Origin of the sequence: Microcoleus sp. D3_18_C2 (genome assembly GCF_036702395.1) — a bacterium.
Taxonomy (GTDB): Bacteria; Cyanobacteriota; Cyanobacteriia; order Cyanobacteriales; family Microcoleaceae; genus Microcoleus.
In genome coordinates this window covers 92,289-116,628 of record NZ_JAUBTG010000011.1, presented here as the reverse complement: position 1 = coordinate 116,628, position 24,340 = coordinate 92,289, and the positions used below count along the sequence as shown (strand labels likewise).

Below are 24,340 nucleotides of genomic sequence, written 5' to 3'. Positions count from 1 at the left end.
AATCCGATGATCCACAAGAATAACCGCAAAAAGTTACCCTTATTAGCAGCATTCTTAGTCACGCCATTTATTTCTTGGTTCCTGAGTACGATCGCCCTATTTCTCAGTCTCTGGATCATCGTACCAGCACCCACGATGTTCCTGTACCCTTTGGCGGTGGGAGCACCAGAAATCAGTCCTTGGTTGGTTGGTATCAATACGATCGCCCTTCTGCTGAACCTGCTCAGACGGCATCAAGGCAAAGTCTACATTATTTTACTCATTTGTAACCTGTTCGCCCTCATCCTGGGCCTGCTTCCCCTGATGCAGTTCCCAGCAGCCAATACAGCGATAGCTACCCAAATGCAAGCAGTTTTAGGGGAAAACTATTTAGCAGCCCTTCCTCAAGCCCATCGCGCGCAGCTACGCCCTCAACCGTTTATCCTCGCAGATGCCTTCCGAGGAATTCCCATCAGAGAGGTTAGGATCGATCGGGCTATTGGATTTGCCAAACCTGACGGAGTTTCACTACAATTAAACCTTTACCGGCCGATGCAAATTGGCAAATATCCGGCGATTATCACACTCTACGGGGGAGCTTGGCAAAGAGGCAATCCCGATTCCAATGAGGAATTCAGCCGTTATATGGCCGCCCAAGGCTATTGTGTGGTTGCAATTGCTTACCGCCACGCTCCCAAGTATCGATTTCCTGCTCAGCTTGAGGACGTACAAGCCGCTCTTTCCTATATCAAAACTCATGCTGCTGATTGGGACATCGATCTCGATCGCATTGCTCTGATGGGAAGGTCTGCAGGTGCCCATTTAGCAATGCTAACTGCTTATAATTCTAGTGTGCTTCCAGTTCGAGCCGTGGTCAACTATTACGGGCCAAATGACCTGATCCGGGGATACAATGACCCACCTTTTCCTGATGCCATAAATGTTCGAGCCGTCTTGCGTGCCTTTCTGGGAGGAACGCCAGACGAACTCAACGAGCTTTACCGTCGGGCTTCTCCCATCAATTATATTAAACCGAATCTTCCCCCTTCTCTACTGGTTTATGCAGGTCGCGACCATATCGTTCAGCCCAAGTTTGGTCGATCGCTCTACCAACGATTGCGAGCCACGGGCGATTCCCTACGGGATAGCTTCGCTTCACCGGCTATTTTGCTCGAAATTCCTTGGGCTGAACACGCTTTTGATGCAGTTTTTAATGGCCCGAGCAATCAATTAGCTTTGTACTACACAGAACGCTTTTTGGCTCATACTCTGAAGTCTTCTGATTACCAACGAGTTAAATAAAAACTATCAACTTACTCATTTATGCTCAATAAACTGCGGCTATAACAGTTTAATAAGTTCCCAAATCTCGTAAAGATTTCTACGGCAAATTGTCGCACCAACTTTTAGAAGAGTTGCCAGACTTTATTTATCATATAGCAGTTCTTAAGAAAGTGAGGTATGCCCTATGCCCTATGCCCTATGCCCTATGCCCTATGCCCTATGTCCTATGCCCTATGCCCTATGCCCTATGCCCTATGCGAGTACGATCGCCCTTAGTTTGAGCGCCCCGCGTCCTGTTACACTGAAACCCTGCGGTTTTGTGCGCTTGGTGCGATCGACCTTTCTGAAAAAAACCTAAAATTCTGTAGCCTACAATACATTTATTTGGTTAATGATTGTTTAAACTCTCCAAGTGTAGATTGTGTACTCTCCATAATTCTCCAAAACTCCTAAACGAGTGCGTTGTTTGCTGGACTGCGATTTATCGATCGTCGAACCGTTAAAAACCATAAGTAGTTTTGACCTGAATTCATCGGAATTGATTCGCACAAAATTTTTGAGCTGACCAGGGTAAAGATTAATTACTAAATTTGTGCAGTGCAGACATCTATAATGTTGACTCAAGTTTGTACAGGCTCTTGCCATCTATCTTCTTGCTAATAACCGAAATCCAACCGCATCTCACACTGGATTCTCACGCCCGGTGGACGGCGAAGTGATTGCGCCTCGCTCATCCAATCTTGTAGAGCCTGCCAAAAAAGGCATTCTCGCAAAAGTTAGCTTTGACAAAAAATGTTGGGTAAATCTCATATGTTGCACCATTCTCAATTAGCCTTTTATGAACAGGCTGGACGGCCTGTGAAGCGAGAAAATTGATCTCTTGTGGAACGGGCATCTTGCCCGTTATTGAGAATGGTGCAAAATCTTAGGTAAATCCAACATATTCGTCAATCGTTAGACTTTTGCTAACATCTATTTTTTCTCAACTACTCGTCCCGCAATACCAATAAAAATAACCATGAGTGGAAACGAATCGCGCGTTCAAGCAATTTCTCAAATCGTCAACCGCAAACTGATGCCTAGTCGGCCTCCCAAGCGGCTAGAAGATATGTGGGCAACAGACGTTTTTACTCTGAGCAAGATGCAAGAAAGTCTGCCCAAAAGCATTTTCAAATCAGTAAAAAACACCGTTCAAACCGGCCAAAAACTCGATGCTTCCGTAGCTGATGTAGTTGCAGTAGCAATGAAAGATTGGGCTATTTCCAAAGGCGCCCTCTACTACGCCCACGTATTCTACCCGCTAACCAACGGCACCGCCGAAAAACACGACGGTTTCATCTCAGTGCAAGGCGACGGTTCCGTCATCTCAGAATTTGCAGGGAAAGTTCTCGTACAAGGCGAACCCGATGGTTCCTCATTCCCCAACGGCGGCATCCGTTCCACCGCCGCCGCTCGCGGATATACAGCCTGGGATGTCACCAGCCCTGCTTATGTCATGGAAACAGACAACGGCATGACATTGTGCATTCCTACTGTTTTCATCTCCTGGACAGGTGAAGCCTTAGACAAGAAAACGCCGCTTTTGCGTTCCATTGCCGCCATGAACAAAGCAGCAACTCGAGTGTTAAAGCTATTAGGCAATACCGAAGTTGCTCCGGTAAATTCCAGTTGCGGTTCCGAACAAGAATACTTCCTGGTAGATGCCAATTTCACCAACAACCGCCCCGATTTACTGCTAGCAGGTCGCACCCTGTTTGGCAAACCTCCTGCCAAAGGTCAGCAATTTGACGACCACTATTTTGGAGCGATTCCAGAGCGCGTTCAAGTCTTCATGCAGGAAGTAGAAGAAAGAATGTACCGGCTGGGAATTCCTGCCAAAACCCGCCACAACGAAGTAGCTCCCGGTCAGTTTGAAATTGCACCAGTTTTTGAAGCTGCAAACGTCGCCAGCGACCACCAACAATTAACCATGACAATTCTCCGCAACACTGCGAAGAAACACGGTTTTATGTGTTTGCTGCACGAGAAGCCTTTCGCCGGCATTAACGGTTCCGGCAAACACGTCAACTGGTCGGTAGGGAATGCCACCCAAGGCAACTTATTAGACCCAGGCGATACACCGCACTCGAACATACAATTTTTAGTGTTCTGCGGCGCTGTGATTCGCGGAGTTCACAAATACGGGCCGCTATTGCGCGCGGTAGTTGCTACTGCCAGCAACGACCACCGATTGGGTGCAAATGAGGCTCCACCAGCAATTATCTCTGTCTATTTGGGTTCGCAATTAGAAGATATCTTCGGGCAAATTAGCCGGGGAGAAGTTAAGGACTCTAAAGGTCGGGGAATTATGAACTTAGGTGTAGAAACATTGCCTACTTTCATGAAGGATGCTGGAGACAGAAACCGGACTTCGCCCTTTGCTTTTACTGGAAACCGGTTTGAATTCCGGGCCGTAGGTTCCGGTCAGTCTGTTTCCGGGCCGCTGGTGGCGATGAATACAATTCTTGCAGATTCTTTGGACTGGATTGCTAACAAATTAGAAAGCGATTTGGCTAAGGGAACTGAACTGAATGCTGCCATCCAAACCATTCTCAAAGAAGTGATGGACGAGCACGGTGCGGTTGTATTTGGTGGCGACGGCTATTCCGAAGAATGGCACAAAATGGCCGTTGAGGAACGGGGTTTAGCTAACTTGCGGACTACGGCAGATGCTTTACCCGTGTTGAAGGAAGGATACATTGAAGACTTGTTTGAAAAGACAGGTGTTCTGACTCCAGTTGAATTGGAAAGCCGTTACGATGTTTATGCTGAGCAGTATTTGCTGGCAATTGAAGTCGAAGCAAAACTGGTAATCAGCATGGCAAAAACCATTGTTTACCCCGCAGCTTTGAGGTATTTAGCTGAACTTTCCGGCACGATTTCTAAATTGAAAGAGATTGGAATTGAAATGGAAAAGGAAAGTGCCGAAAAAGTAGCGGTGCTAGTTAAGTCCATGATGGATACTACGAGCAAATTGAGCGCGGCTTTGAGCAAGCACGATTTTGCTTCGACAGAAGACCATATGCAATATGCTTCGCAAACAATTCGTCCTTTGATGGATGAGGTTCGCCAGTATGCGGATGCCCTGGAAGGTGAAGTGGCTGATGATTTGTGGCCTCTGCCTACTTATCAAGAAATGCTGTTTGTTAAGTAAGAGCAAACAAATTCGGTTAATTGCAGGTTAGAGTTGTAAGGACACGGCAGTGCCGTGTCCTTACTTGTTTTTGAGCTTAAATGAGTGTTAAACTGTTGCAGCATTTAAATTGTATGTCAAAAAAAAATAAAGTCTTGTGGGGAGTAGGGGCCCTAGCGTCCTGCCCGCCCTGAATATACAATTTAAAGGCGGGACAGCTTACGCTGAATCTGTCAGAGTCATTAAATCCCAGCTACAGTAAGAGTTTTGAAGATGGTTGAGATAGCCTTCAACAAATTTATCGGCGTAGAAAAAGTAACCTTGCTGCGAAAAGCTATTATGCTGATTCAATCTCTCTTGAAACACATGACTCTGGCGGCTCTAGCTCTGGTTTTTGCGATCAGTTGCAGTCGATCGACTCCGAACCTAGACTCTGCCCCTGAAGCCAGCACCTCTAGCAGCTTTAGAGTGGCCATGCTCACCACAGGCGCCAAAGACAACCAAAGTTGGGATCAAGCTTGCTTTGAAGGATTGAATCTAATCAAAAATAAATTTAATGCTGAGGTAGACATTACTGACAGTATTGACGGTGAAAATAGTGAACCTATCATTCGCAAATATGCCCAGTCCGGCTATGACCTGATAATTGCCGCCAGTGGTGCCTATTCCACAACTGCCGAAAAGCTCGCTAAAGAATTTCCACGCACGAAATTTGCCCTGATTACAACGCATCCAGGGAATAACAGAAATTTAGGGGCTGTTGCTTTTCGATCGGGTGAGGTGGGATACCTCACAGGCGCTTTGGCTGCGATGAAGACCAAAAGCAATAAAGTTGGCTATATTGTGGGTGAACCTTATCCCGTTTACCAAGAAGAAGAAGCATTGTTTAGGCGGGGAGTGAAAGCCACGAATCCCTCTGTTCAAGCCTCGACTGCTTTTCTCGATTCTTGGGTTGATACGGAAAAAGCCACCAAAATTGCCACGGATATGGTTGCCTCTGGAGTAGATGTTTTGACTTTCAACGCGGGTGAGGCAGGGTTAGCCGCCCTAATAGCCGTTTCGCAAAAGCCAGGAGTCTTTGTGATTGGTAGGACAAAGGATCAGTATGAAGTGGCTCCCGGCAAAGTCCTCACTAGCGTTCTGCAGGACATTCCCAATCTGGTGCTAAATGTGGCAGTGTTAACCCAGCAAGGTCGCTGGGAAGGAAAACTTTACAAGTTTGGGCTCAAGGAAAAGATCTACGACTTTGCCCCTTTCCGTGGTAGTCTCACGTCTCAGGAAGAGGACACTTTCAAGACCATCCGAGAAGCTGTGACGACTGGCCAAATTGATGTGTCTCCTTAGTGCGCGCATTAATTGATTTACCAATATTGATCCTTAAGTCCGATGCAAAATCAACGCAACGATCGCGCTCTGCCGATTGCCAAAAGCTCCCCTTCACATCTCTGGCAACGCTTCTTTTCTATTGCACATCAGCTCCGCTATGGTTTGATATTTTTGGTTCTCCTGAGCTTACTGCCCACAGGTGGCTTGCTGATCTACCTCAGCTTTCAGGCCCAGATCCAGCAATCGCGATCGCTCCAACAAGCGCGTAGCCAGACAGCAGGAGGGCAGATTGATAATTATCTAGATGACTTGAAACGAAAACTGAGCTATTTAGCTAGGGTCAAAGGACTCACCAACTTTCAATCTCAAGTGCAGCAGAGCCTGTTGGAAGGGTTGATTCGTCATAATGATGCTTATGAAGCCGTTGCCATTTTGAATAGGAAGGGACAATTTGTTGCGTCAGTTTCACCCTATAAACCGCTTCAATTAGAAAATCCAGCCAATTCGCCACTGTTTATTCGTGCCTTCAAACAGCAGGAAGATTATGTCAGTCCTGTAGAAATTAATCCTCAAACCAACCAACTAACAACAATTATGGCGGTTCCGATTCGGAATGATCGAGATGAGGTGGATGGGGTGCTATTAGCAGAGATAAATCTCAACTTTCTCTGGTTTATTGTTTCCCAAACGGAGGTTGGCAAGACGGGTTATGTCTATGTAGTTGATGAGCGTAATTTTCTCATTGCTCAAAAGGGTAGTAAGCCAGAAACGTTTCAGCTTCAAGATATTTCTAAGCGTCCCTTTTTTCAATTTTTGAAAGCATCGGAAGATACTAAGCACCTTAATGTTTATCTGGGTCTAAAGCAGGTAGAAGTATTGGGAGCCAGTACCTTAGTTCGGAGCGTGAATTGGACGGTGGTTGTAGAACTGCCAACGGCTGAGGCCTATGCTCCCGTTTACCAAATGCTCTCAATTATGGGAGGCTCATTGACGCTGGTGACGATCGTCGCTGTTGGCATTGGGTATCTATTTATTCGGCAAATTGTGGTGCCGCTACAGCGCTTAACCACGGCAGCTACTGAACTCAGTGCGGGGGAATTAGAGACGCGGGTCAACATCGACAGCCAAAACGAATTGGGGACATTGGCGATCGCCTTTAACAATATGGCAACTCAGTTAGAGGAACTGATTACAGCAGTTGAAGTGGAACGCAATTTTGTTTCAGCCATTCTTGAAATTGCAGGTGCCCTGGTAGTTGTGCTCGACCCGCAGGGACAAATCGTTCGCTTTAACCGAGCTTGCGAACAAATGACTCATTACTCGTTTAGTGAAGTGAAGGGGCGCTACTTTTGGGACTTGTTCCCGAACTCAGACTTAGCTAGACAAGCCAAAACTACTTTTGAGTCTTTAAAAGCTGGTAATTTTCCGCTGCAGTATGAAGGCAGTTGGGTGAGTAAAGATCAACAACTTAGACTTATTGCCTGGTCAGATACTGCTTTAGTCGATGATCGAGGTGAAATTGAGTACATCATCAAAACAGGGATTGACATTACTCAACGGAAACAGGCAGAAGAAGAACTCAAAGCGTCGGAGCAGCGGCTATCTTTTTTATTCTGCCAAACTTCACTGGCAGTTGTGGAATGGGATTTAAACTTAAAAATCACTGCCTGGAATCCAGCGGCCGAGAAGATTTTTGGTTACACGGCGAAAGAGGCGATCGGACACCATCCCCCAGAATTAATTGTGCCTGCGCCGACCAGAAAGACTGTCGATCGAGTTATGAACGAGCTGTTGATTGAGACCGGAGGACGCTACAGCGTCAACGAAAATCTTACGAAAGACGGCAAAACCATTATTTGCGAATGGTTCAATACGCCTTTAGTAGGGGATGGTGGAGAGATTCTTGGAGTTGCATCCTTGGCACTGGATGTTACTGAGCGCAAGCAAGCCGAAGCTGCGTTAAGGCAAGCAAAAGAGGAAGCTGAGGTTGCACTCAAAACCTTACAGCAAACTCAGGCACAGCTTATTCAGGCAGAGAAAATGTCTGGTTTGGGGCAACTTGTTGCTGGTGTTGCTCACGAAATTAATAATCCAGTCAACTTTATCTATGGCAACCTGAGCCATACTGCGGACTATACGCAAAATTTACTAAAGTTGATTCAGCTTTACCAGCAAACCTATCCAACTAATACCGAAATTCAGGAAAAAATTGAAGAGTTCGAGCTGGACTTCATTAGTGAAGATTTACCCAAAATCCTGACTTCAATGAAGGTAGGAGCCGATCGCATTCGTGAAATTGTCCTGTCGCTACGAAACTTCTCGCGGCTGGATGAGGCAGAAATGAAGCCAGTTGATATCCACGAGGGAATTGACAGCACATTGATGATTTTGCAAAATCGACTGAAGGCGAAACCGGATCATCCTGCTATTGAAATTGTTAAAGATTACGGCGACTTACCTCTGGTAGAGTGCTATGCCGGACAGTTGAACCAGGTCTTTATGAATCTTCTGGCAAATGCGATCGATGCTTTAGAAAACTACGACAATCAGCGTTCTCGAAAAGACATCCAAACAAATCCCAGTCGCATCACTATTCGGACGAAGCTAGTCACAAAGGAAACTGGGCCCAATTGTTCTAAAAACGTGGTGATTCAAGTTCAAGACAATGGGCCAGGGATGACGGAAACTGTTAGACAACAGGTGTTCAATCCCTTTTTTACCACCCAACCAATTGGTAAAGGAACTGGATTAGGACTATCCATCAGCTATCAAATTGTAGTTGATAAGCATGGTGGCTTACTCCAGTGTTTCTCTCAACCCCATCAAGGAGCAGAGTTCCGCATTGAAATTCCTGTGTTACAAAGCGGTGCTGTAGCACTCGTGGGTAAATAACTGCGATCGCATTCTCTGAAGTGGTTGTCACCCCGTCTGAACCAGGAGGCGAATGAGTAGCAAGGGAGACGATCGCCGCCAAGTGATTCAATACCAGCAGATCGCCCCCAACCACCTCAAAACCGACTTAATATCACCCGGTAATCAAACGATTTTCTCGCTAGAAAGTTCGCCACTAGCAGGAGGCTCTACTGTATCGCCAAAGGCAACCCGCAGAAAAGGCGGCGCTAAAAATGTCGTCAGAATCACCATGATAATAATCGAGACTTCTAACGGTTTATCCAAAATCCCACTCGCGGAACCGATGCCAGCAAAAACTAACCCGACTTCGCCCCGAGGAATCATCCCCACTCCGATCGCCAATCGATTGATTCCCGGCAGACCAAACACCACCCAACCAGTAATCAGCTTGCCCAAAATCGCAACCACAATCAAAAATACGGCAATCAAAAGGCCAGCCCGATTATCCGGCACTGTTGGGTTCAAAACCCCCAAATCCGCGCGAGCTCCCACGGTTACAAAAAAGATGGGAACCAGCAAATCCGCGATCGGCTTCACCAGTTCATCCAACTCGTTGCGGGCATCGCTTTCATCCAACACCAAACCAGCCGCAAACGCACCCAAAATCGCTTCGAGATGAATTGCGTTGCCCAGAAAAGCCATGAAGAAAGCAAAGACAAATGCCGGGATGACTATATTGCCGCGAGTTTTGAGTTTCTCCACCACCGCAGTGAAGCTTTTGTTGAAGATGCCGCCCAACAGAATAGAACCCAACAGAAACGCAGTTGCACTGACAATCAAATAGATGACATTAACAACATCAATTTCACCGGTTTTGGCTAAACTGGCGACAACAGCCAGGACAATAATTCCTAGCACATCATCAATCACCGCTGCACCAACAATGATTTGACCTTCTTTAGATTTGAGTTGTCCTAATTCCGACAAAACTTTGGAGGTAATTCCGATGCTGGTTGCCGTCAAAGCAGCCCCCGCAAAAATCGCCGGAATCGCCGCCGTGTGGAAAATTATCATCAAGCCCGCAGTACCAGCGGCAAAGGGAACTGCCACGCCGGCACAGGCGACAACGACGGCTTGAACCCCCACTTCTTTGAGTTGTCTGATATCCGACTCTAAGCCAATTTCAAACAGCAGAATAATCACGCCTATTTCAGCCAGCACTGAAATGACTTCACTCTGCGATTCAAACACACTGGTGAGGGCGGCAGGAGACAGATGATTAATCGATTGCACAACTGTCATAATCCCTGAGTCTGAGGCTGACAGCCCTGCTTCGGGAAAAATGACCAGGTGTAAAGCAGATACGCCAACAATTACCCCTGCTACAAGTTCACCCAAAACCGGTGGCAAATCGAACTTTTTAGCCGCTTCCGCGCCTAATTTACTGGCGAGATAAATCACTACCAAACTGAGCAAAACTCCGCTCAGAACGATCGGCGAATTTTCGGCTTCGACTGTTGCTAACAAAGGTATGGGAGCAACTAGGGATGCCATACCAGAACTTAAAGCTGTAATTGTATGGTTCAAAAACATGGTTACGATGATGGTAAGAAATACGATTCTACGCTGACTGTTGACTGTGAGTCGGAAAATTGATAACTGTTACATATTGGGTAGCCAGTTAACTCGACATGATTATCAAGCAAAGCTTGAAGAACCCAAATCTGGGGGTACATCCTGCCACCGCCCTTGTCCGACTGCTTGAATTGCTTCTTTTAGCAAGATATCGCCGGTATAAATTGCCCTACCGACGATCGCACTTTTGACACCAATTGGTTCCAAAGCCAGCAAACTCAATAAATCGGCGATCGAACTAACGCCACCGGAAGCAATCACCGGAATCGAAATAGCGTTAGCAATTTCGCGTAAAGAGTCCAAATTCGGCCCTTCCATAGTACCGTCACGGTGAATGTCGGTGTAAATAATTTCAGCCGCCCCTAACTCGGCCATTTTTTGCGCCAATTCTGTCGCTAAAACTTCCGAAGTTTCTAGCCAGCCTCTAGTAGCAACTTTACCATTTCTGGCGTCGATGCCGACCAGAATTCGATCGGGAAATTCGGCGGACAATTCGCCGACTAATTGGGGTTGTTCGACGGCGACAGTGCCGAGAATGACGCGGCGGACGCCTAAATTGAGGATACCAGCAACCGAGGCGCGATCGCGCATTCCGCCACCTACTTGACAAGGAACGTCTACTGATCGGACGATCGCTTCAATGGCTGCTTGGTTGACTGGATGACCGGCTTTAGCGCCGTCGAGGTCTACTAAATGCAGCATTGTCGCGCCTTCACTTACCCACTGTCTCGCGACTTCGACGGGGTTGTCGTTAAAAGTTTGAGACTTCGCGTAGTCTCCCTGATACAATCTGACGCATTTTCCATCCAATAAGTCGATCGCTGGAATTACATTCATGATTTTTGCTCAAATTGCTAATTATACCAGTTAAAAAACACAATGCAACTTTAACATCCCACCCATACATAATCATTCATTATAAACTTTATAAGCTAAAGTAAAACATTATTACCATTCGTTAATACCATTTATCTTTGACATTCGCAGCCGCTATTTAAATGAAACATAATCGCCGAAGAAAGCGTTGACCATAAAGGAGTATTGACATCGGCTTTTTCCAAAGCTTCTGCCGTCCAGTCATTGCAAGTTTTACAAATAGAGTAACTGCCTTTTGCTTCATAAAAACTATCGCTGTTGTCGTAGCCGTAGCTAATTTTAATTTTATTACCGGCTGCGTCTAATTGGAATGAATTTTTAATAACTTTTACCAGTTTAAGATAACTTTTGCCGCTAATTTTCACACATTTGGTTTCTATACTTTGGGGGAAAACCCGATAAGTTTGAACGTGTAGGGTAGACGGAGTAGGGAGAAATAGAGCTTTGAAAGCTGTAACTGGGTTGATACTTGCTGATGTGGGAGTTTCCAACATAAAAGCTCGATCTCCCCAGCCAAAAGACAAATATTTATAATCAGAATTCGCCTCCCGCCCTATTTCTATTAGCGGTAAAAATTGATTCCAGTCAAAATATTTATTTTTAACTGGAACAATGATTTCGGTGTGAATGCCTTGGCTGGAAACGTATAGAGACATGGTGCAATCTGCTTGCGAGTAATTTCCCCACTTTGTGGGAGTGAGATAGCCAATTGTTAGGAAAGCGCTTAAAGATAAGATGACAATTCCTAAGCGCTGTATGCTTTTTCTCATTTTAACCGTGGGTTTCAAATTCTGGCTTCTGAGGGCGGGCGCTGCATCTTTGTGGGAAAGAATTCTTGCAAGGCAGAATTGCGCTGTTCCGGGGTTTCCTTCGCCCAATTCGACAAACTTTCGTAGAAAAAGAACGACACGCCAGCGAAATCTCTTTTTCGCACTTCTTGCACTTGTTCTTGAATTTGTTTGAGGGGAACAGAATTATTTTTAAGACCTGTTAAAATGCCGATCGCAGTTGGAATATTAAGTTTAGCCAGTTTAACTTCTTCCCGTTCCAGTTCGGCACTAAAACGCTTGATATCGCTGCGATAAACCTGCAACACAATTTCGTCGATGTAGCCGCGTCTTTCCCAGGTAAACCAGTCCTGCAAGTGGGCGGGTAAAGAAAAGTGAAAAGGGTTGGGAGATAAGCTGACAATACATTTTTCTTTGCGGGATTTGATGTCGCGGGAAACTCGTCCCACGAAGTCGTTGATTTTGTCAGCGCGCCAGCGCACCCAGAAGGTTTCGCGGGGGTCGTTGGAGGGAGGACTTTTGATTTGTTGCTGATACATTGACACGGTTAACGGCTCGTAGCCAAATTCTACGGGCAAGCCGAAATGGTCGTCAAATTGAATGCCATCTATATCATAATTATCGACAATTTCTAGAATTAAATCTGAGATGAATTGCTGGACTTCGGGATGAAAGGGATTCAGCCAAACTCGATCGTGTTTGCCTTCTTTCCAAATAGTTGAACCGTCGCGCCGCTGCGCCAGCCAGTCGGGGTGAAGTGTGGCTAATTCCGATTCGGCGGGAGCCATGAAACCAAACTCAAACCAGGGGATTACTGCTATACCTTTTTGGCGGGATTGTGCTATAATTTCTTTGAGGATGTCTCGGTCTTTCAATCCGGGCGAGGGGTCGATCGACTGTCCGAATACTCGTTGGGCTGCATCGCTGGGATAAAGCGTATAGCCTCCTTGCCACACCGTGGGATAGATGGTATTAAAATTGAGTTGATCCAGTCGATTTACAGCGTCAATGATGTTGTTGCGGGAGAAAATAACGTCGCTGTCAATGTTCGTCAGCCAGACGCCGCGCAATTCGGTTGTTGGGGCTTTGGGCGGGGTTTGAGCCAAAAGACGCGGAGATAAAATCGCGGAGGAGGTAAGGGCGATCGTAAAAACAACTATTAAAGCCAGTATCCGCTGCCATTTGTGCAGTTTAATCATCAATTTGTCGCAAATATGATTATTGTGAGAGTTCTATTTTACCTCACTCAAGAGCACCATTCTCAGCAACAGGCTTTCCGGCCTGTTCCACAAGAGTGAATTTTTTTCTTGTGGGCCGTTGCTCCTCGCCGGCCCTTAAAAAGCTTATTCAAAATGATGCAATATCTCAGTTTTACCTCACATCTTGCACCATTCTCAATAATCCTTTTATGAACAGGTAAGATGCCTGTTCCACAAGAAAATTTATCTTTTGTGGAACAGGCCGGAAAGCCTGTTGCTGACAATGGTGCAACATCTCAGTTTTACCCTACTAAGAATAACCTTGCAGTTTCATCACTTGCCGATAGTGCGCTTCAATCTCGCTCACCGTTTGCGATTGACGCTTGCTCGTCCACTCGCTGCGATCGAATAATTCCCGCCTCAAAGCATCAACATCGATCGTTTTCACCTTACCTTCGGCGACAATTTGCTTGCCGTTTACCCAAACGCTGTCTACCGCATTAGTCGGGCGCCCCAAAATTAGCAAGCCAATCGGGTCGGTGCGCGGCAGCAATGATAAACTGGTTAAATCATACAGCACAAAATCTGCTTTTTTACCCACTGTCAGCGAACCCATTTCATCGGCGAGATTCAAGCCTTTTGCTCCTCCCAGGGATGCCATTTCTACAGACTGGCGCGGTGTAATCCATTGGCGGTAATCCAAATCCGTGATATTGTGCAAAATTGAACCAATTTTAATCGCTTCCAGCAAATCTTGAGAGTCATTGCTAGCAGCGCCGTCGCAGCCAAAAGATACGTTGACTCCCGCTTGACGGTATTTCAAAATCGGTGCAATCCCGCTTCCTAGCCGCAAGTTACTGAGGGGATTGTGTACAACAGTCGCTCCCGTTTCTGCCATAATTGCAATGTCGGAATCGTCCAGCCAAACGCAGTGCGCTAAAGAAGTTCGGGGACTCAAATAACCAATTCTTTGCAGGTGTTCGACAGCGCTACAGCCGTATTTTTCGTAAGCTAACTGTTTTTGAGCGGGGGTTTCCAAGAGGTGGGCGTGCCGACAAAGATTGTAGCGATCGCTCAAATCGATGCAGCCTTCAAACAAAGCATCGGAACACAGTTGAATTCCCGTCGGCGCCAATAATATATTAACACCTTTTTCGGGATTGTGAAACTGTTTTATGGCTGTTTCCATTAATTCCAAAGTGGCCTTAGTCGATCGAATGTAAGCCGCGTGTTCGATACCGCTATCGCCCGCAGGCATTCCCGCCGTCAGGGATTCATCTTGAATTAACGGCCCGATAAAAGCGCGGATACCGATTTCTTGATAAGCGCGAACTGCGGCGGCGATCGTCTCTAATTCTTGCCCCGGAATCAAAACTAAATGATCGACTACGCTTGTACCGCCCGACAGCAAAGTTTCTACCGCAGTTCCCAAGGCGCTCAAATAAACTTGTTCGGGATCGAGAGGTGTAAAATCGTATAATTCGGCAATCCACAACTCTAGGGGCAAAGGCGGAATGATGCCTCGTTGCCACATTTCTGAAGAGTGAGTGTGCGCGTTGACAAAACCGGGCAGCAGCAGCTTATTTTTGCCGTTAATAACTGTTTGACCCCCCCTATCCCCCCCTTGGTAAGGGGGGGAATTAGAGGTGGAGTTATTGGGCGCGATCGCACTTATGCAATTATCCACCACTTGCACATCTGCGGTTTCATAACCGCTATCAACCGGAATTAAAGTATTTTGAATTGTCAAGCTCATAGATTTACCCTTTTTGTAAATTTACATTGATTTTTATTGTATGATTCCCTGGCGCTAACATTGGCGATCGCCCAACGAGAATAAAGTTAATAAATCCTAAACTTTCTCAAAAAGTTACCCCGGATACTTAATTATAACAAAGATTTAAGATATGACAAGTTAGTAACAATCAAATAGTTATAAGATTGAAATTGTTTTTGAGTCACAATCATATGAATCCTGATTCTCTTCGCACCTTGGGCGTACCGCCGAATGCTTGGAAAGTTGATGCCAAAATTGCCGATATCACTCGATCGCCGATCGCGCCTGCACCTGTTACCCTGGAAACAGAAACTAAAACCCTGCGTTTAGACTTAGCAAAAGCAGCGATGTTGGTGATAGATATGCAAAACGATTTCTGTCATCCCGACGGTTGGCTAGCACATATTGGCGTAGATGTAACGCCCGCCCGAACTCCAATTAATCCTTTAAAAAATTTGCTGCCAAAATTGCGATCGCACGCAGTACCAATTATTTGGATAAACTGGGGAAACCGCCCCGATTTGCTCAATATTAGTGCAGCTTCCCGTCACGTTTACAATCCCACAGGATCCGGCGTAGGTTTGGGAGATCCGCTGCCAAAAAACAACGCACCTGTACTGATGGCAGGGAGTTGGGCGGCGCAGGTTGTCGATGAATTAAAACCCAAACCGGAGGATATTTGTGTTGATAAATATCGGATGAGTGGCTTTTGGGATACTCCTTTAGATAGTATCTTGCGGAACCTCGGCAGAACTACACTTTTCTTTGGAGGAGTAAACGCCGATCAGTGCGTCATGGCTACCCTGCAAGATGCTAATTTCCTCGGTTACGACTGTATTTTAGTCAAAGATTGTACAGCTACGACATCTCCAGAGTATTGCTGGCAAGCTACTCTGTATAACGTTAAGCAATGTTTTGGTTTTTTGTCGGATTCTCAGGCTATGTTAGAAGCAATTAAATAGTAGTCAGCAATGATTCCTAGAATGAGTGTAGGGGCAATCCCCCCGTGGTTGCCCCTCTTGATTAAGAAACTGAGTAGGCGGGTACGGGGCTGGGGGGGGCACGGGGCTGGGCGGGCACGGGGGCACCGCCCCTACGATAATTAACAATTAAGCACAAAAAAATGACAAACCAGTGCGTGATTCCTGTTATAAAGTCTCCGAAAGACTACCAAGCATTTCGCATCAGTCCGGGCGATACTAATAGATTAGCGATCGTCTTCGATCCGGTAATAGCTAATGTTTCATTAACAGTTTGCGTGGAGATTTTCGATGCGGGCGGCAAAACTCCTCCCAACCGCCATCAATTCGCAGTAGAAATGTTTTTTGTACTCAAAGGAACCGGGCAAGCAACCTGCGACGGCAAAACAGTTAGTATTCAACCGGGAGATAGTTTGTTAGTGCCTCCAACGGGGACTCACGTAATTGAGAATACGGGGAGTGAACGTTTGTACACTTTGTGCATTATGGTGCCGAATGAAGATTTTGTGGAACTAATTCGCAGCGGTACACCAGTCGAACTCGATGAGGAAGATATGAGAGTTCTTGGGCGATCGGATGTACTCGTATCCTGCTAGGTTTGTAGTATAGCAGTTTTTAATTGGATGAAATACAGGACACGGCATTGCCCAAAGCGTGTCAACTTAAGCTATCAGTCCGCCAGTCCTCCCGCGCACCCGCCATTCCGCCAGGGACTGAAGTCCCTGTCTAATAGCTAAAGTCCTCTAAAGAGGACTAATGAGTTGAAAAGTGTTTTTCTTAGTCCTCTTTAGAGGACTTTAGCTTTGAGGCAGGGGTTTCAACCCCTGCCGGAATATGGGTTGTACGTTAATTGGACACCAATGGGCAGTGCCGTGTCCCTACGAACAATTATCAGGTTTGTAGTAAGGATCTCAGTCCTTTATCAGAACTTTTTTATTTGATGTTTTGTAGGATTTATGCTGAAACTTCGTCCGAAAGAAACAGCGTCAATGCTAACTAAAGATGGGGTTCGTTTAGATGCTGACATCTACCGCCCCGATGCGGAGGGCGAATTTCCAGTATTATTAATGCGGCAACCTTACGGAAGGGCGATCGCCTCTACAGTAGTATATTCCCATCCCGCATGGTACGCCAAACACGGCTACATCGTTGTCATCCAAGACGTGCGGGGACGCGGCACTTCCGAAGGCAAATTTAACCCCTTTGTTAGCGAAACACAAGACGGTTTTGATAGCGTCAATTGGGCAGCTAATTTGCCGGGAAGTAACGGCAAAGTCGGAATGTACGGTTTTTCCTACCAAGGCATGACTCAACTCTACGCGGCGGCTGCTAAACCAAGCGCATTAATCACAATTTGTCCGGCAATGGTAGGCGGCAATTTATACGCAGATTGGGCCTATGAAGGCGGCGCATTTTGCCTGCAATCAAATCTCGGCTGGGCAATTCAGCTAGCGGCAGAAACCGCTCGCTTAAAAGCCGATATTTCTGCCTATCAAGCCTTTTATGCAGCTTCGAGAAATCTCCCGCTATACGATACCGTGCCCGCGCGTCCTGACATTATTAAAAATCTCGCACCCGACTCATATTATCATGATTGGTTGGATAATTATCGACCGAGCGAGTATTGGGAAAAGTTATCGCCAAACATCAAAGATTTAGACTTGCCAATGCTGCACGTTGGCGGTTGGTTTGATAATTATTTGCGAGGAACAATCCATATTTACAAGGAAATGGCGAGCCGGAGTTCCTGTCCGCAGCATTTGATAATTGGCCCTTGGGCGCATTTACCTTGGGGGCGAAAAGTGGGAGAGTTGGATTATGGTTTGGCAGCTTCAAATCCTGTGGATGAGTTGCAAATTCGCTGGTTCGATCAATTCCTCAAAGGAGTTGATACAGGAATATTAGACGAGTGGCAAATTTCACTATTTGAGATGGGGAGGAATGATTGGCGGAAATTTGATAAATGGCCTAATAATAATCATAAATCTTATTTTTTAGCAAGTACCGGACTTGCCGCGATGAGAGAAGATGCTGGTATTTTAACAGATAGTTGCGCGGATGTTTGCACTGATGATATATTCGTACATGACCCTTGGCGACCGGTGCCATCCTTGGGAGGTCACGCTGCATTTCCTGCCGGTGCGATCGAGCGATCGACTATTGACTGCCGCACCGATGTGTTAACATACACTTCGGCACCGCTAACAGCAGATTTGCACTTATCTGGAGATATAATTGTCGAAGTATTTTGTACCGCAGATGCGCCGAGTTTTGATTTGTGTGCGATACTTTCTGAGGTCAAAGATAGCGGCAACGTCTACAATTTTACTCAAGGTTACGTCCGGGTAAATTCAGGTGAAACACCTGTAAGAATTGTACTGCAAGCAACTTGTATGCAAATTGCCAAAGGTAATGCGTTGCGTCTGAGTTTGAGTGCGGCTTGCTTTCCCGCTTACGACGTGAATCCGGGAACGGGCGCGCCGGACGGTGAAGCGCGGGCGATCGATGCTAAAATTATCACGCTGACAGTAAGTTGTGGCGGGAATTGTCCCTCTCAAATTTTGCTGCCAATTGTCAATTAAACCTAAAACCTATCTAACTATGAGCGTTATTTTTCACATCACCCGCAGCCAACAGTGGGAAGAAGCAAAACAAGTTCAATCCTATCGCGGCGATACGCTAGATACTGAAGGATTTATCCACTGTTCGACTCTGCCACAAGTTCTTAAATCTGCTAATAAATTTTTTGTGGGACAAACAGGATTGCTGCTGCTTTGGATTGACTCGGACAAAGTGCAAGCTGAACTTAAGTATGAATTGGCGGCGGGTGAGAATTACCCGCACATTTACGGGCCGCTGAATGTTGATGCTGTGTTGAAAGTTGTTGAGTTTGAACCGGGTGCAGATGGCAAGTTTGAATTGCCGGAAGAATTAAGGGATGTTGTTTAAGATTCTGATTTTTTAGCATTGTAAACTAACTTTTTAGGGCGGGCTAGAAGCCCACCCCACGGGAAAGTTGAATTTTGTGGAACGGGCATCTTGCCCGTTCTAATTTATGAAATATATCAATTTAAACTTACTGATTCACCAACTCTGCCGCCAATTTCAGTGCATCTTCGCGAGTCGCAATTCTCCCCTCCACTCGCGCTAATTGAATGTCCATCAACAATTGACCGATGCGCGGACTTCTGGGCAATTTCAAATATTCCATTAAATCATTGCCGCTAACTAATTGTGTGGCATGAGCAATAATATCATCAGCATCCAGATAGCGATTAATTAACAGTGAAATCTCCTCAACAGCAACTCCCGTCGCCACCGCCAAAACTGCTAAAACTGGAAATACTATTCCCACATCCCGAAACAAAAAATACTGTTCTCTCAAAGACATTTCCGCGATAGGTTTTGCTGGCAATTGTGGTAAGTATTTCAAAAGCCCGATCGCACTTTTAATCTCCGCATTGCTGTACTTCAACCGCAGCAACTGCCTTTCAGCAATTGTCGGGTCAGAATCTGCCAAAATAGCCAACTTCGCAACCGCCAACAACGGCGTTTTAATCGTATCTCGAATCTGACGCCCGAATTCCTTCCCTAATTCCGGGTAAATTGCCGCTAATTGGTCAGCAGACGCATCAATTTTTGTCAAAATATCAAAACGGTCGATCGCACTTTCAAACCAAATCGAAAACAAACCATCTTCGCAACCGCGACAAATCCAAGGAACACCGTCAGGATTGCTCAACAAATAACCTAATTCCGTCCGCACCCGTTCCACGGCTACCCGACTCAACAGCGGCGCCAATTCCCGAATCGCCGATTGAGTTTCAGCTTCGATCGCAAAACCCAACTGCGCCGCTTGGCGGTAAGCTCTTAATAACCTTAGCGGATCGTCCTCCAAATTTGACCGCGAAATCATCCGCAGCACACCCAACCGCAAATCAGTTTGACCGTCCAAAGGATCGATGATTTCTCCTGTAAAAGGATTGCAGGCGATCGCATTTATCCGAAAATCCCGGCGCAGCAAATCCCCCTCCAGACTCCCCCCTTCCGCCTGCGCCAAATCCACCGTACCGCCCGCAAATACAACCCGCGCAATTTGCCGTTCCGCATCCAACAAGACAAATCCACCTTTCGTGCGATCGGCAATTTTTTGAGCAGTCTTCACGGCCCGTGTTAGCATAACGAAATCCAAATCAAAATAGTGCGATCGCCTCCCCAGCAGCGCATCCCGCACCGCACCGCCCACCAAATAAGCAGGCGGTGTCAGCAGTTCCAAATCAAACGGCCAAGAATCAGGAGATAATGAAGAGGGCAAATTAATCGGCATCGCAACAAAAATCTACTTTCCTTACAAACAATTAAACTCTTGCTACGCTAGATTAACAGAAAGCTCAAATTTCACCAATCTTTTTGAAATGCACAGAGGATATCAAGAATGTGTATTTGTATTAACTGCCACTATGTAGACCGCTGCTTCACCTACCACGCCGTAGAAGAACAGCACGAACAGCTTCACCTTACCGAAACACCCGATTTCGACCCCGTAGAACCCACCATCAACGTCAACATCCGCCCCCGCCAAGACGAAATTGAAATGGAATGGGATGTAGTTGGGTGTCAGAGTTTCAAGCAAGAGACCGGCAAATGGGCCTCATTGCGGCCAGGCGAACTCGTACCAACTTAAGGAAGAAGTCATTAGTCAGTAGTCATTAGTCAGTAGTCATTAGTCAGTAGTCAGTAGTCATTAGTTATTTGTTGGTTGTTGGTTGCTATTTGTTGTTTTTTATAGGTTTTTTGTGAGTGGTTGGCGATAACAACCAATAACCAATTCCCAATTCGCAATGCCCGATGCCCAATTCCCCATTTTCAATTACCAATCTAAAATCTAAAATCTAAAATCTAAAATCCAATGTGCTATTGCTTAAACCCAACTTGTCAGAATCCGCAAAACCCAGGGGATGCAGAATTGTGCAAAAGTTGTGGATCAAAATTGTTGTTGACTATTGACGCAGAAACACCCTCCGCATCTCGCTACCGAACCATAAAGCCGATCGGGCAAGGAGGCTTTGGCCGAACCTTTCTAGCAGTTGATGAAACCAAACCCCTGATTTTTTCGCAGTGCGTAATCAAGCAATTTTTGCAGCAAAATACCGCAGCCGAAAAAGCCGCTCAACTATTTCACCAAGAAGCAGCCCAGCTACAAACCTTGGGAAAACATCCCCAGATTCCCGAATTAATCGCGCATTTTGAACAAGACGGGAGACAGTATTTAGTACAAGAATTTATAGACGGCAAAAACCTAGCCAGAGAATTAGAACAAAAAGGAGCATTCACCGAAACTCAAATTCGGCAAATCCTCAACGATTTATTGCCAGTGCTCCACTTCGTCCACAAATCCAAAGTTATTCACCGCGATATCAAACCCGAAAATATCATTCGCCGCCGACTAACTCCAACTCCTTTACCCGCCTTAGAAAATTCCTATCAGCCCTCTCCTTTCCAAAAAGATATTGTTTTAGTAGACTTTGGTGCAGCTAAGAAAGTAACAGCAACCGGGTTGCCGCAAACAGGTACAATCATCGGCAGTGCCGCTTATACAGCCCCAGAACAATTGATGGGGAAAGCAGTTTTTGCCAGCGATATCTACAGTTTGGGCGTTACCTGCATTCACTTGCTGACTGAAATTCCTCCCTTCGACTTGTTCGACAGCACAGAGGATTCTTGGGCTTGGCGAAATTATTTGAAGACTGCTGTTAGCGATGATTTCGGCCGCATCCTCGACACAATGCTTCAAAGTGCCACCAATCGGCGCTACAGTTCAGCATCAGCAGTCATCCGGCACTTGAACCCCAAACCGGTGTATTTAGACGCACCGCCGGTGCTAGACGCGCCGGAAACGCCTGCAGAACGGGTGCTTACACCTGCGCCCGGTGTGTCGCTTTTCACTCGCCAACAGAAAGCCGAAATTCAGCAAGCTTTACAAGAGGATCTCGCCCCCTACAATGTTACAATCCAAGTCAGTCAAGCCAAGCAACAGCTCACTATCGTCATCAACAGAACCGAAGACAACCCCGTTTACTATCCGCACTTATCTCAAATAATTGCCACCAGACTCACCGATTTGCAGTTAAATAAAGTCGCAGCCGTGAAGCTGTTGGGAAGAGTCAACAATTCTCGCCGCCCGGAGTGGAAGCAAATATTGCAAATCGATCCCAAGATTAAATTGAGAAACAAACTGTTGCGGCTGCAACACAATCAATTACTCAAGAAAATCGCCTCTGTTACTACCCAAGAATTTTGGCTGCCGAAGTTGAAAACTCAGGATTTTTGGATAGATGCGCTAATGTTTGCGTTAGTTTGGTTTATCTTTGGCTCTCAAATAGTCATTTTTAATTCGTGGTTTGCGCTAATAGTTACGTCGGGTTTTATGACGGTGAAACATCAAGTTTCCCAAAACAAAGAATTTGCCAATAAAAATTTATTTGCAAGTTTAGTAGTGCTGTTTTTGATGACTGGAGGAATGGGTAATTCTAGGATTTTAAATACGGGAATATTTGGCATTCTTTTGGGTTGCTTAGTTGTGGCTCTGCCTCTGTTTTTTGTTAAGGAAAATTATCAGTAATCGTGAATAGCAATCCCCAAGACGGAACATCAGTTAAAAAATACGGCTTAGCCCTGCACACAGCTAGTCGGGAACTCGGTTTAGCCATCAGCAATTTTGCCGGGGATTCTCGCTGCAAAACTTGGAATTTGGATCGGGATTTAGCGACTCATTTGCATCAGTATTTAGTCGAGTTTATTGGGCCGCAAACTTGGGCGGATTTGGCTTTTATTGCAGTGGCGAAGGGGCCCGGAGGTTTCACGGGGACTCGGATGGGTATGGTGACGGCGCGGACTTTGGCTCAACAGTTGGATATTCCGGTTTTTGCGATTTCAACTTTGGCGGCTATGGCTTGCAGCAGCAGTAAAAAATCTATCTCAAATCAGGATATGGCGGTGCAAATGCCTGCACAGCGGGGACAATTGTTTGGCGCTGTTTATTCAATTAACAAAGATTCAGGTTTAACTGAGTTGTTTCCTGATACTGTGATGACGGCGGAATCCTGGCAGGAAAAGTTGGAAAGTTGGGAAAAATCTTATCAGTTGATTGAAGTTGGTAGCGAGTTGGGTTGGTCGGTTTCTAGCGTGTTGGAATTGGCTTATTTGGAGTGGCAAATGGGAAGTCGTCCTGATTGGTCGGATGCTTTGCCTTTTTACGGTCAACATCCGGTTAAGGGACACTGAATATTGGTAATTGGTAATTGGTAAATTGTTTATTTAAGGGCGATACAAACTTCGAGGCAAAAAGTTAATGTTAGCGGGTCTGGGTTTTCGGTTCGCAATCGATCGATCTCAGCTCGATCGCAGCCGCGAGATTCCATAAAATCGAGCATCCAGTTCGTTATTGTGGCGAGATCGATGTATTTTGCTCCGAGACAAACAGGGCAAATTTCTGGGCTAAGGGTACCGGTGCCGCCGCATTCGGGGCAATCCCAGTGGGTTGTTACGGGATCGGGGGTAGTTAGGATGTTGTTCATGCTGGGAAAAAGTACGCGCCGCGTAGCGATCCCGCAGGGAATCGCACTACTCGTTAACTCTAGCAAAAATGCCGATCGCCCTGACTTCTTCCTGCCTTAACACTAAGCAGCCTAGCGACTAAAATTGACAAAAATACAAAAGGGGTGGCTATGTTCGATCGCACTCAATGGTTTTTGGCTGGTATGTCGATCGCGCTTTCGCTTCAGCTAAGTCAGCCAGTGGCAGCAGCCGTGCCCGTTGGTAAAGTCGTACAAACAGCACAAACTAACAGTAGCGAGGCGGCTGAAAAAGCTTTAAAAGAAGCAGCACAACTCTACAATCAAGGAACAGCGGAAGCAAAAAGAGGTACGATCGTCAAGTTGGAAGAAGCCTTAAAGCTGTATAGAGAAGCGGGCGATCGCCGCCGGGAAGCTGTCACCTTCAGCAACATCGGCTTAGTCTACTCAGGTTTGGGAGAAAAACAAAAAGCGCTAGAGTATTACAGCCAGTCGCTTCCCCTGAGTCGGGCAACAGGCGATCGTGGTGGGGAAGCTATCACCCTCAACAACATCGGCAGTGTCTACTCAGAATTGGGAGAAAAACAGAAAGCGCTAGAGTATTTCAGCCAGTCGCTTCCCCTGAGACGGGCAGTAGGCGATCGCCGTGGGGAAGCTGTTACCCTCACCAATATCGCCACTGTCTACTCAGGTTTGGGAGAAAAACAAAAAGCGCTAGAGTATTACAGCCAGTCGCTTCCCTTATTTCAGGCAACCGGCGATCGCGGCGGAGAAGCTACCACCCTCAACAACATCGGCAGTGTCTACTCAGCATTGGGAGAAAAACAGAAAGCGCTAGAGTATTACAGCCAGTCGCTTCCCCTGAGACGGGCAACAGGCGATCGCCGTGGGGAAGCT

At 46.2% G+C, this 24,340-nt stretch carries 20 protein-coding genes; 13 read left to right on the top strand and 7 right to left on the bottom strand.

The window, feature by feature from the left end:
• Positions 1–6 precede the first annotated feature (6 nt).
• The 5 genes from QUA88_RS10180 (at position 7) to QUA88_RS10160 (ending at position 8,653) form a co-directional block, all read left to right on the top strand.
• Complete coding sequence (locus QUA88_RS10180; RefSeq protein WP_333208050.1) at positions 7–1,281, top strand: alpha/beta hydrolase; 1,275 nt, start codon at positions 7–9, stop codon at positions 1,279–1,281.
• Positions 1,282–1,489: 208 nt separating this feature from the next.
• Positions 1,490–1,621, top strand: a complete 132-nt coding sequence (locus QUA88_RS10175; protein ID WP_333271528.1) for a hypothetical protein — start codon at positions 1,490–1,492, stop codon at positions 1,619–1,621.
• Positions 1,622–2,281: 660 nt separating this feature from the next.
• Positions 2,282–4,456: a glutamine synthetase III gene (locus QUA88_RS10170; RefSeq protein ID WP_333055552.1), complete on the top strand. Its 2,175-nt coding sequence runs from the start codon at positions 2,282–2,284 to the stop codon at positions 4,454–4,456.
• Positions 4,457–4,708: 252 nt separating this feature from the next.
• Entirely contained in the window at positions 4,709–5,779 is a 1,071-nt protein-coding gene (locus tag QUA88_RS10165) for a BMP family protein (RefSeq protein ID WP_333055551.1), read from the top strand.
• Between the two features lie 42 nt (positions 5,780–5,821).
• On the top strand, positions 5,822–8,653 hold the full coding sequence (locus QUA88_RS10160; protein ID WP_333231104.1) for a PAS domain S-box protein: 2,832 nt from the start codon (positions 5,822–5,824) through the stop codon (positions 8,651–8,653).
• Between the two features lie 144 nt (positions 8,654–8,797).
• Here the strand turns inward: QUA88_RS10160 and QUA88_RS10155 are convergent, their stop codons facing one another.
• The 5 genes from QUA88_RS10155 to QUA88_RS10135 all read right to left on the bottom strand — a co-directional run bounded on the left by QUA88_RS10155 (position 8,798) and on the right by QUA88_RS10135 (position 14,868).
• The gene (locus QUA88_RS10155) at positions 8,798–10,207 is read right to left on the bottom strand and encodes a cation:proton antiporter (RefSeq protein ID WP_333208054.1); all 1,410 of its coding nucleotides are present in this window, start codon (positions 10,205–10,207) and stop codon (positions 8,798–8,800) included.
• A gap of 105 nt (positions 10,208–10,312) precedes the next feature.
• Entirely contained in the window at positions 10,313–11,086 is a 774-nt protein-coding gene (gene hisA, locus QUA88_RS10150; RefSeq protein WP_333055548.1) for a 1-(5-phosphoribosyl)-5-[(5-phosphoribosylamino)methylideneamino]imidazole-4-carboxamide isomerase, read from the bottom strand.
• A 131-nt stretch (positions 11,087–11,217) separates the two neighbouring features.
• The gene (locus QUA88_RS10145; protein ID WP_333055547.1) at positions 11,218–11,895 is read right to left on the bottom strand and encodes a TIGR02117 family protein; all 678 of its coding nucleotides are present in this window, start codon (positions 11,893–11,895) and stop codon (positions 11,218–11,220) included.
• A 14-nt stretch (positions 11,896–11,909) separates the two neighbouring features.
• Positions 11,910–13,112, bottom strand: coding sequence for a glycoside hydrolase family 10 protein (locus QUA88_RS10140; RefSeq protein WP_333055546.1), 1,203 nt, complete (start codon positions 13,110–13,112; stop codon positions 11,910–11,912).
• Between the two features lie 310 nt (positions 13,113–13,422).
• Positions 13,423–14,868: an amidohydrolase gene (locus tag QUA88_RS10135; protein WP_333055545.1), complete on the bottom strand. Its 1,446-nt coding sequence runs from the start codon at positions 14,866–14,868 to the stop codon at positions 13,423–13,425.
• Positions 14,869–15,080: 212 nt separating this feature from the next.
• Between QUA88_RS10135 and QUA88_RS10130 the strand changes: the two genes are divergently transcribed.
• From QUA88_RS10130 to QUA88_RS10115, 4 genes are all read left to right on the top strand, one after another.
• On the top strand, positions 15,081–15,851 hold the full coding sequence (locus tag QUA88_RS10130; RefSeq protein WP_333055544.1) for a cysteine hydrolase family protein: 771 nt from the start codon (positions 15,081–15,083) through the stop codon (positions 15,849–15,851).
• 161 nt (positions 15,852–16,012) lie between these two features.
• A complete protein-coding gene (locus tag QUA88_RS10125) occupies positions 16,013–16,465 on the top strand; it encodes a cupin domain-containing protein (protein ID WP_333055543.1) in 453 nt (150 codons plus the stop codon).
• 393 nt (positions 16,466–16,858) lie between these two features.
• Positions 16,859–18,451 (top strand): CocE/NonD family hydrolase, encoded by a 1,593-nt coding sequence (locus QUA88_RS10120; RefSeq protein ID WP_333271521.1) that lies wholly within the window; start codon positions 16,859–16,861, stop codon positions 18,449–18,451.
• 19 nt (positions 18,452–18,470) lie between these two features.
• Positions 18,471–18,818 carry a DUF952 domain-containing protein gene (locus QUA88_RS10115; RefSeq protein ID WP_333055541.1) on the top strand — a complete coding sequence of 116 codons (348 nt, stop codon included), beginning with the start codon at positions 18,471–18,473 and terminating at the stop codon, positions 18,816–18,818.
• A gap of 127 nt (positions 18,819–18,945) precedes the next feature.
• Here QUA88_RS10115 and QUA88_RS10110 read toward each other — a convergent pair whose 3' ends face one another.
• The gene (locus tag QUA88_RS10110; RefSeq protein ID WP_333271518.1) at positions 18,946–20,196 is read right to left on the bottom strand and encodes a CCA tRNA nucleotidyltransferase; all 1,251 of its coding nucleotides are present in this window, start codon (positions 20,194–20,196) and stop codon (positions 18,946–18,948) included.
• 108 nt (positions 20,197–20,304) lie between these two features.
• Between QUA88_RS10110 and QUA88_RS10105 the strand changes: the two genes are divergently transcribed.
• The 3 genes from QUA88_RS10105 to tsaB all read left to right on the top strand — a co-directional run bounded on the left by QUA88_RS10105 (position 20,305) and on the right by tsaB (position 23,153).
• Positions 20,305–20,553: a Ycf34 family protein gene (locus tag QUA88_RS10105; protein ID WP_333055539.1), complete on the top strand. Its 249-nt coding sequence runs from the start codon at positions 20,305–20,307 to the stop codon at positions 20,551–20,553.
• 225 nt (positions 20,554–20,778) lie between these two features.
• Positions 20,779–22,491, top strand: coding sequence for a serine/threonine-protein kinase (locus tag QUA88_RS10100; RefSeq protein ID WP_333271514.1), 1,713 nt, complete (start codon positions 20,779–20,781; stop codon positions 22,489–22,491).
• A 2-nt stretch (positions 22,492–22,493) separates the two neighbouring features.
• Positions 22,494–23,153 carry a tRNA (adenosine(37)-N6)-threonylcarbamoyltransferase complex dimerization subunit type 1 TsaB gene (gene tsaB / locus QUA88_RS10095; RefSeq protein WP_333055537.1) on the top strand — a complete coding sequence of 220 codons (660 nt, stop codon included), beginning with the start codon at positions 22,494–22,496 and terminating at the stop codon, positions 23,151–23,153.
• Positions 23,154–23,182: 29 nt separating this feature from the next.
• Here tsaB and QUA88_RS10090 read toward each other — a convergent pair whose 3' ends face one another.
• The gene (locus tag QUA88_RS10090) at positions 23,183–23,446 is read right to left on the bottom strand and encodes a hypothetical protein (RefSeq protein ID WP_172185550.1); all 264 of its coding nucleotides are present in this window, start codon (positions 23,444–23,446) and stop codon (positions 23,183–23,185) included.
• A gap of 150 nt (positions 23,447–23,596) precedes the next feature.
• Between QUA88_RS10090 and QUA88_RS10085 the strand changes: the two genes are divergently transcribed.
• Positions 23,597–24,340, top strand: a 744-nt coding sequence (locus tag QUA88_RS10085; protein WP_333271510.1) for a tetratricopeptide repeat protein, incomplete at its 3' end; no start/stop codon positions are given.

What these genes read in the sequence shown, in the direction of transcription:
- QUA88_RS10180 (WP_333208050.1), top strand. Translation starts at nt 7, where the DNA reads ATGATCCACAAGAATAACCGCAAAAAGTTACCCTTATTAGCAGCATTC.
- QUA88_RS10175 (WP_333271528.1), top strand. Translation starts at nt 1,490, where the DNA reads ATGCCCTATGCCCTATGCCCTATGCCCTATGCGAGTACGATCGCCCTT.
- QUA88_RS10170 (WP_333055552.1), top strand. Translation starts at nt 2,282, where the DNA reads ATGAGTGGAAACGAATCGCGCGTTCAAGCAATTTCTCAAATCGTCAAC.
- QUA88_RS10165 (WP_333055551.1), top strand. Translation starts at nt 4,709, where the DNA reads ATGGTTGAGATAGCCTTCAACAAATTTATCGGCGTAGAAAAAGTAACC.
- QUA88_RS10160 (WP_333231104.1), top strand. Translation starts at nt 5,822, where the DNA reads ATGCAAAATCAACGCAACGATCGCGCTCTGCCGATTGCCAAAAGCTCC.
- QUA88_RS10155 (WP_333208054.1), bottom strand. Translation starts at nt 10,207, where the DNA reads ATGTTTTTGAACCATACAATTACAGCTTTAAGTTCTGGTATGGCATCC.
- hisA (WP_333055548.1), bottom strand. Translation starts at nt 11,086, where the DNA reads ATGAATGTAATTCCAGCGATCGACTTATTGGATGGAAAATGCGTCAGA.
- QUA88_RS10145 (WP_333055547.1), bottom strand. Translation starts at nt 11,895, where the DNA reads ATGAGAAAAAGCATACAGCGCTTAGGAATTGTCATCTTATCTTTAAGC.
- QUA88_RS10140 (WP_333055546.1), bottom strand. Translation starts at nt 13,112, where the DNA reads ATGATTAAACTGCACAAATGGCAGCGGATACTGGCTTTAATAGTTGTT.
- QUA88_RS10135 (WP_333055545.1), bottom strand. Translation starts at nt 14,868, where the DNA reads ATGAGCTTGACAATTCAAAATACTTTAATTCCGGTTGATAGCGGTTAT.
- QUA88_RS10130 (WP_333055544.1), top strand. Translation starts at nt 15,081, where the DNA reads ATGAATCCTGATTCTCTTCGCACCTTGGGCGTACCGCCGAATGCTTGG.
- QUA88_RS10125 (WP_333055543.1), top strand. Translation starts at nt 16,013, where the DNA reads ATGACAAACCAGTGCGTGATTCCTGTTATAAAGTCTCCGAAAGACTAC.
- QUA88_RS10120 (WP_333271521.1), top strand. Translation starts at nt 16,859, where the DNA reads ATGCTAACTAAAGATGGGGTTCGTTTAGATGCTGACATCTACCGCCCC.
- QUA88_RS10115 (WP_333055541.1), top strand. Translation starts at nt 18,471, where the DNA reads ATGAGCGTTATTTTTCACATCACCCGCAGCCAACAGTGGGAAGAAGCA.
- QUA88_RS10110 (WP_333271518.1), bottom strand. Translation starts at nt 20,196, where the DNA reads ATGCCGATTAATTTGCCCTCTTCATTATCTCCTGATTCTTGGCCGTTT.
- QUA88_RS10105 (WP_333055539.1), top strand. Translation starts at nt 20,305, where the DNA reads ATGTGTATTTGTATTAACTGCCACTATGTAGACCGCTGCTTCACCTAC.
- QUA88_RS10100 (WP_333271514.1), top strand. Translation starts at nt 20,779, where the DNA reads ATGTGCTATTGCTTAAACCCAACTTGTCAGAATCCGCAAAACCCAGGG.
- QUA88_RS10090 (WP_172185550.1), bottom strand. Translation starts at nt 23,446, where the DNA reads ATGAACAACATCCTAACTACCCCCGATCCCGTAACAACCCACTGGGAT.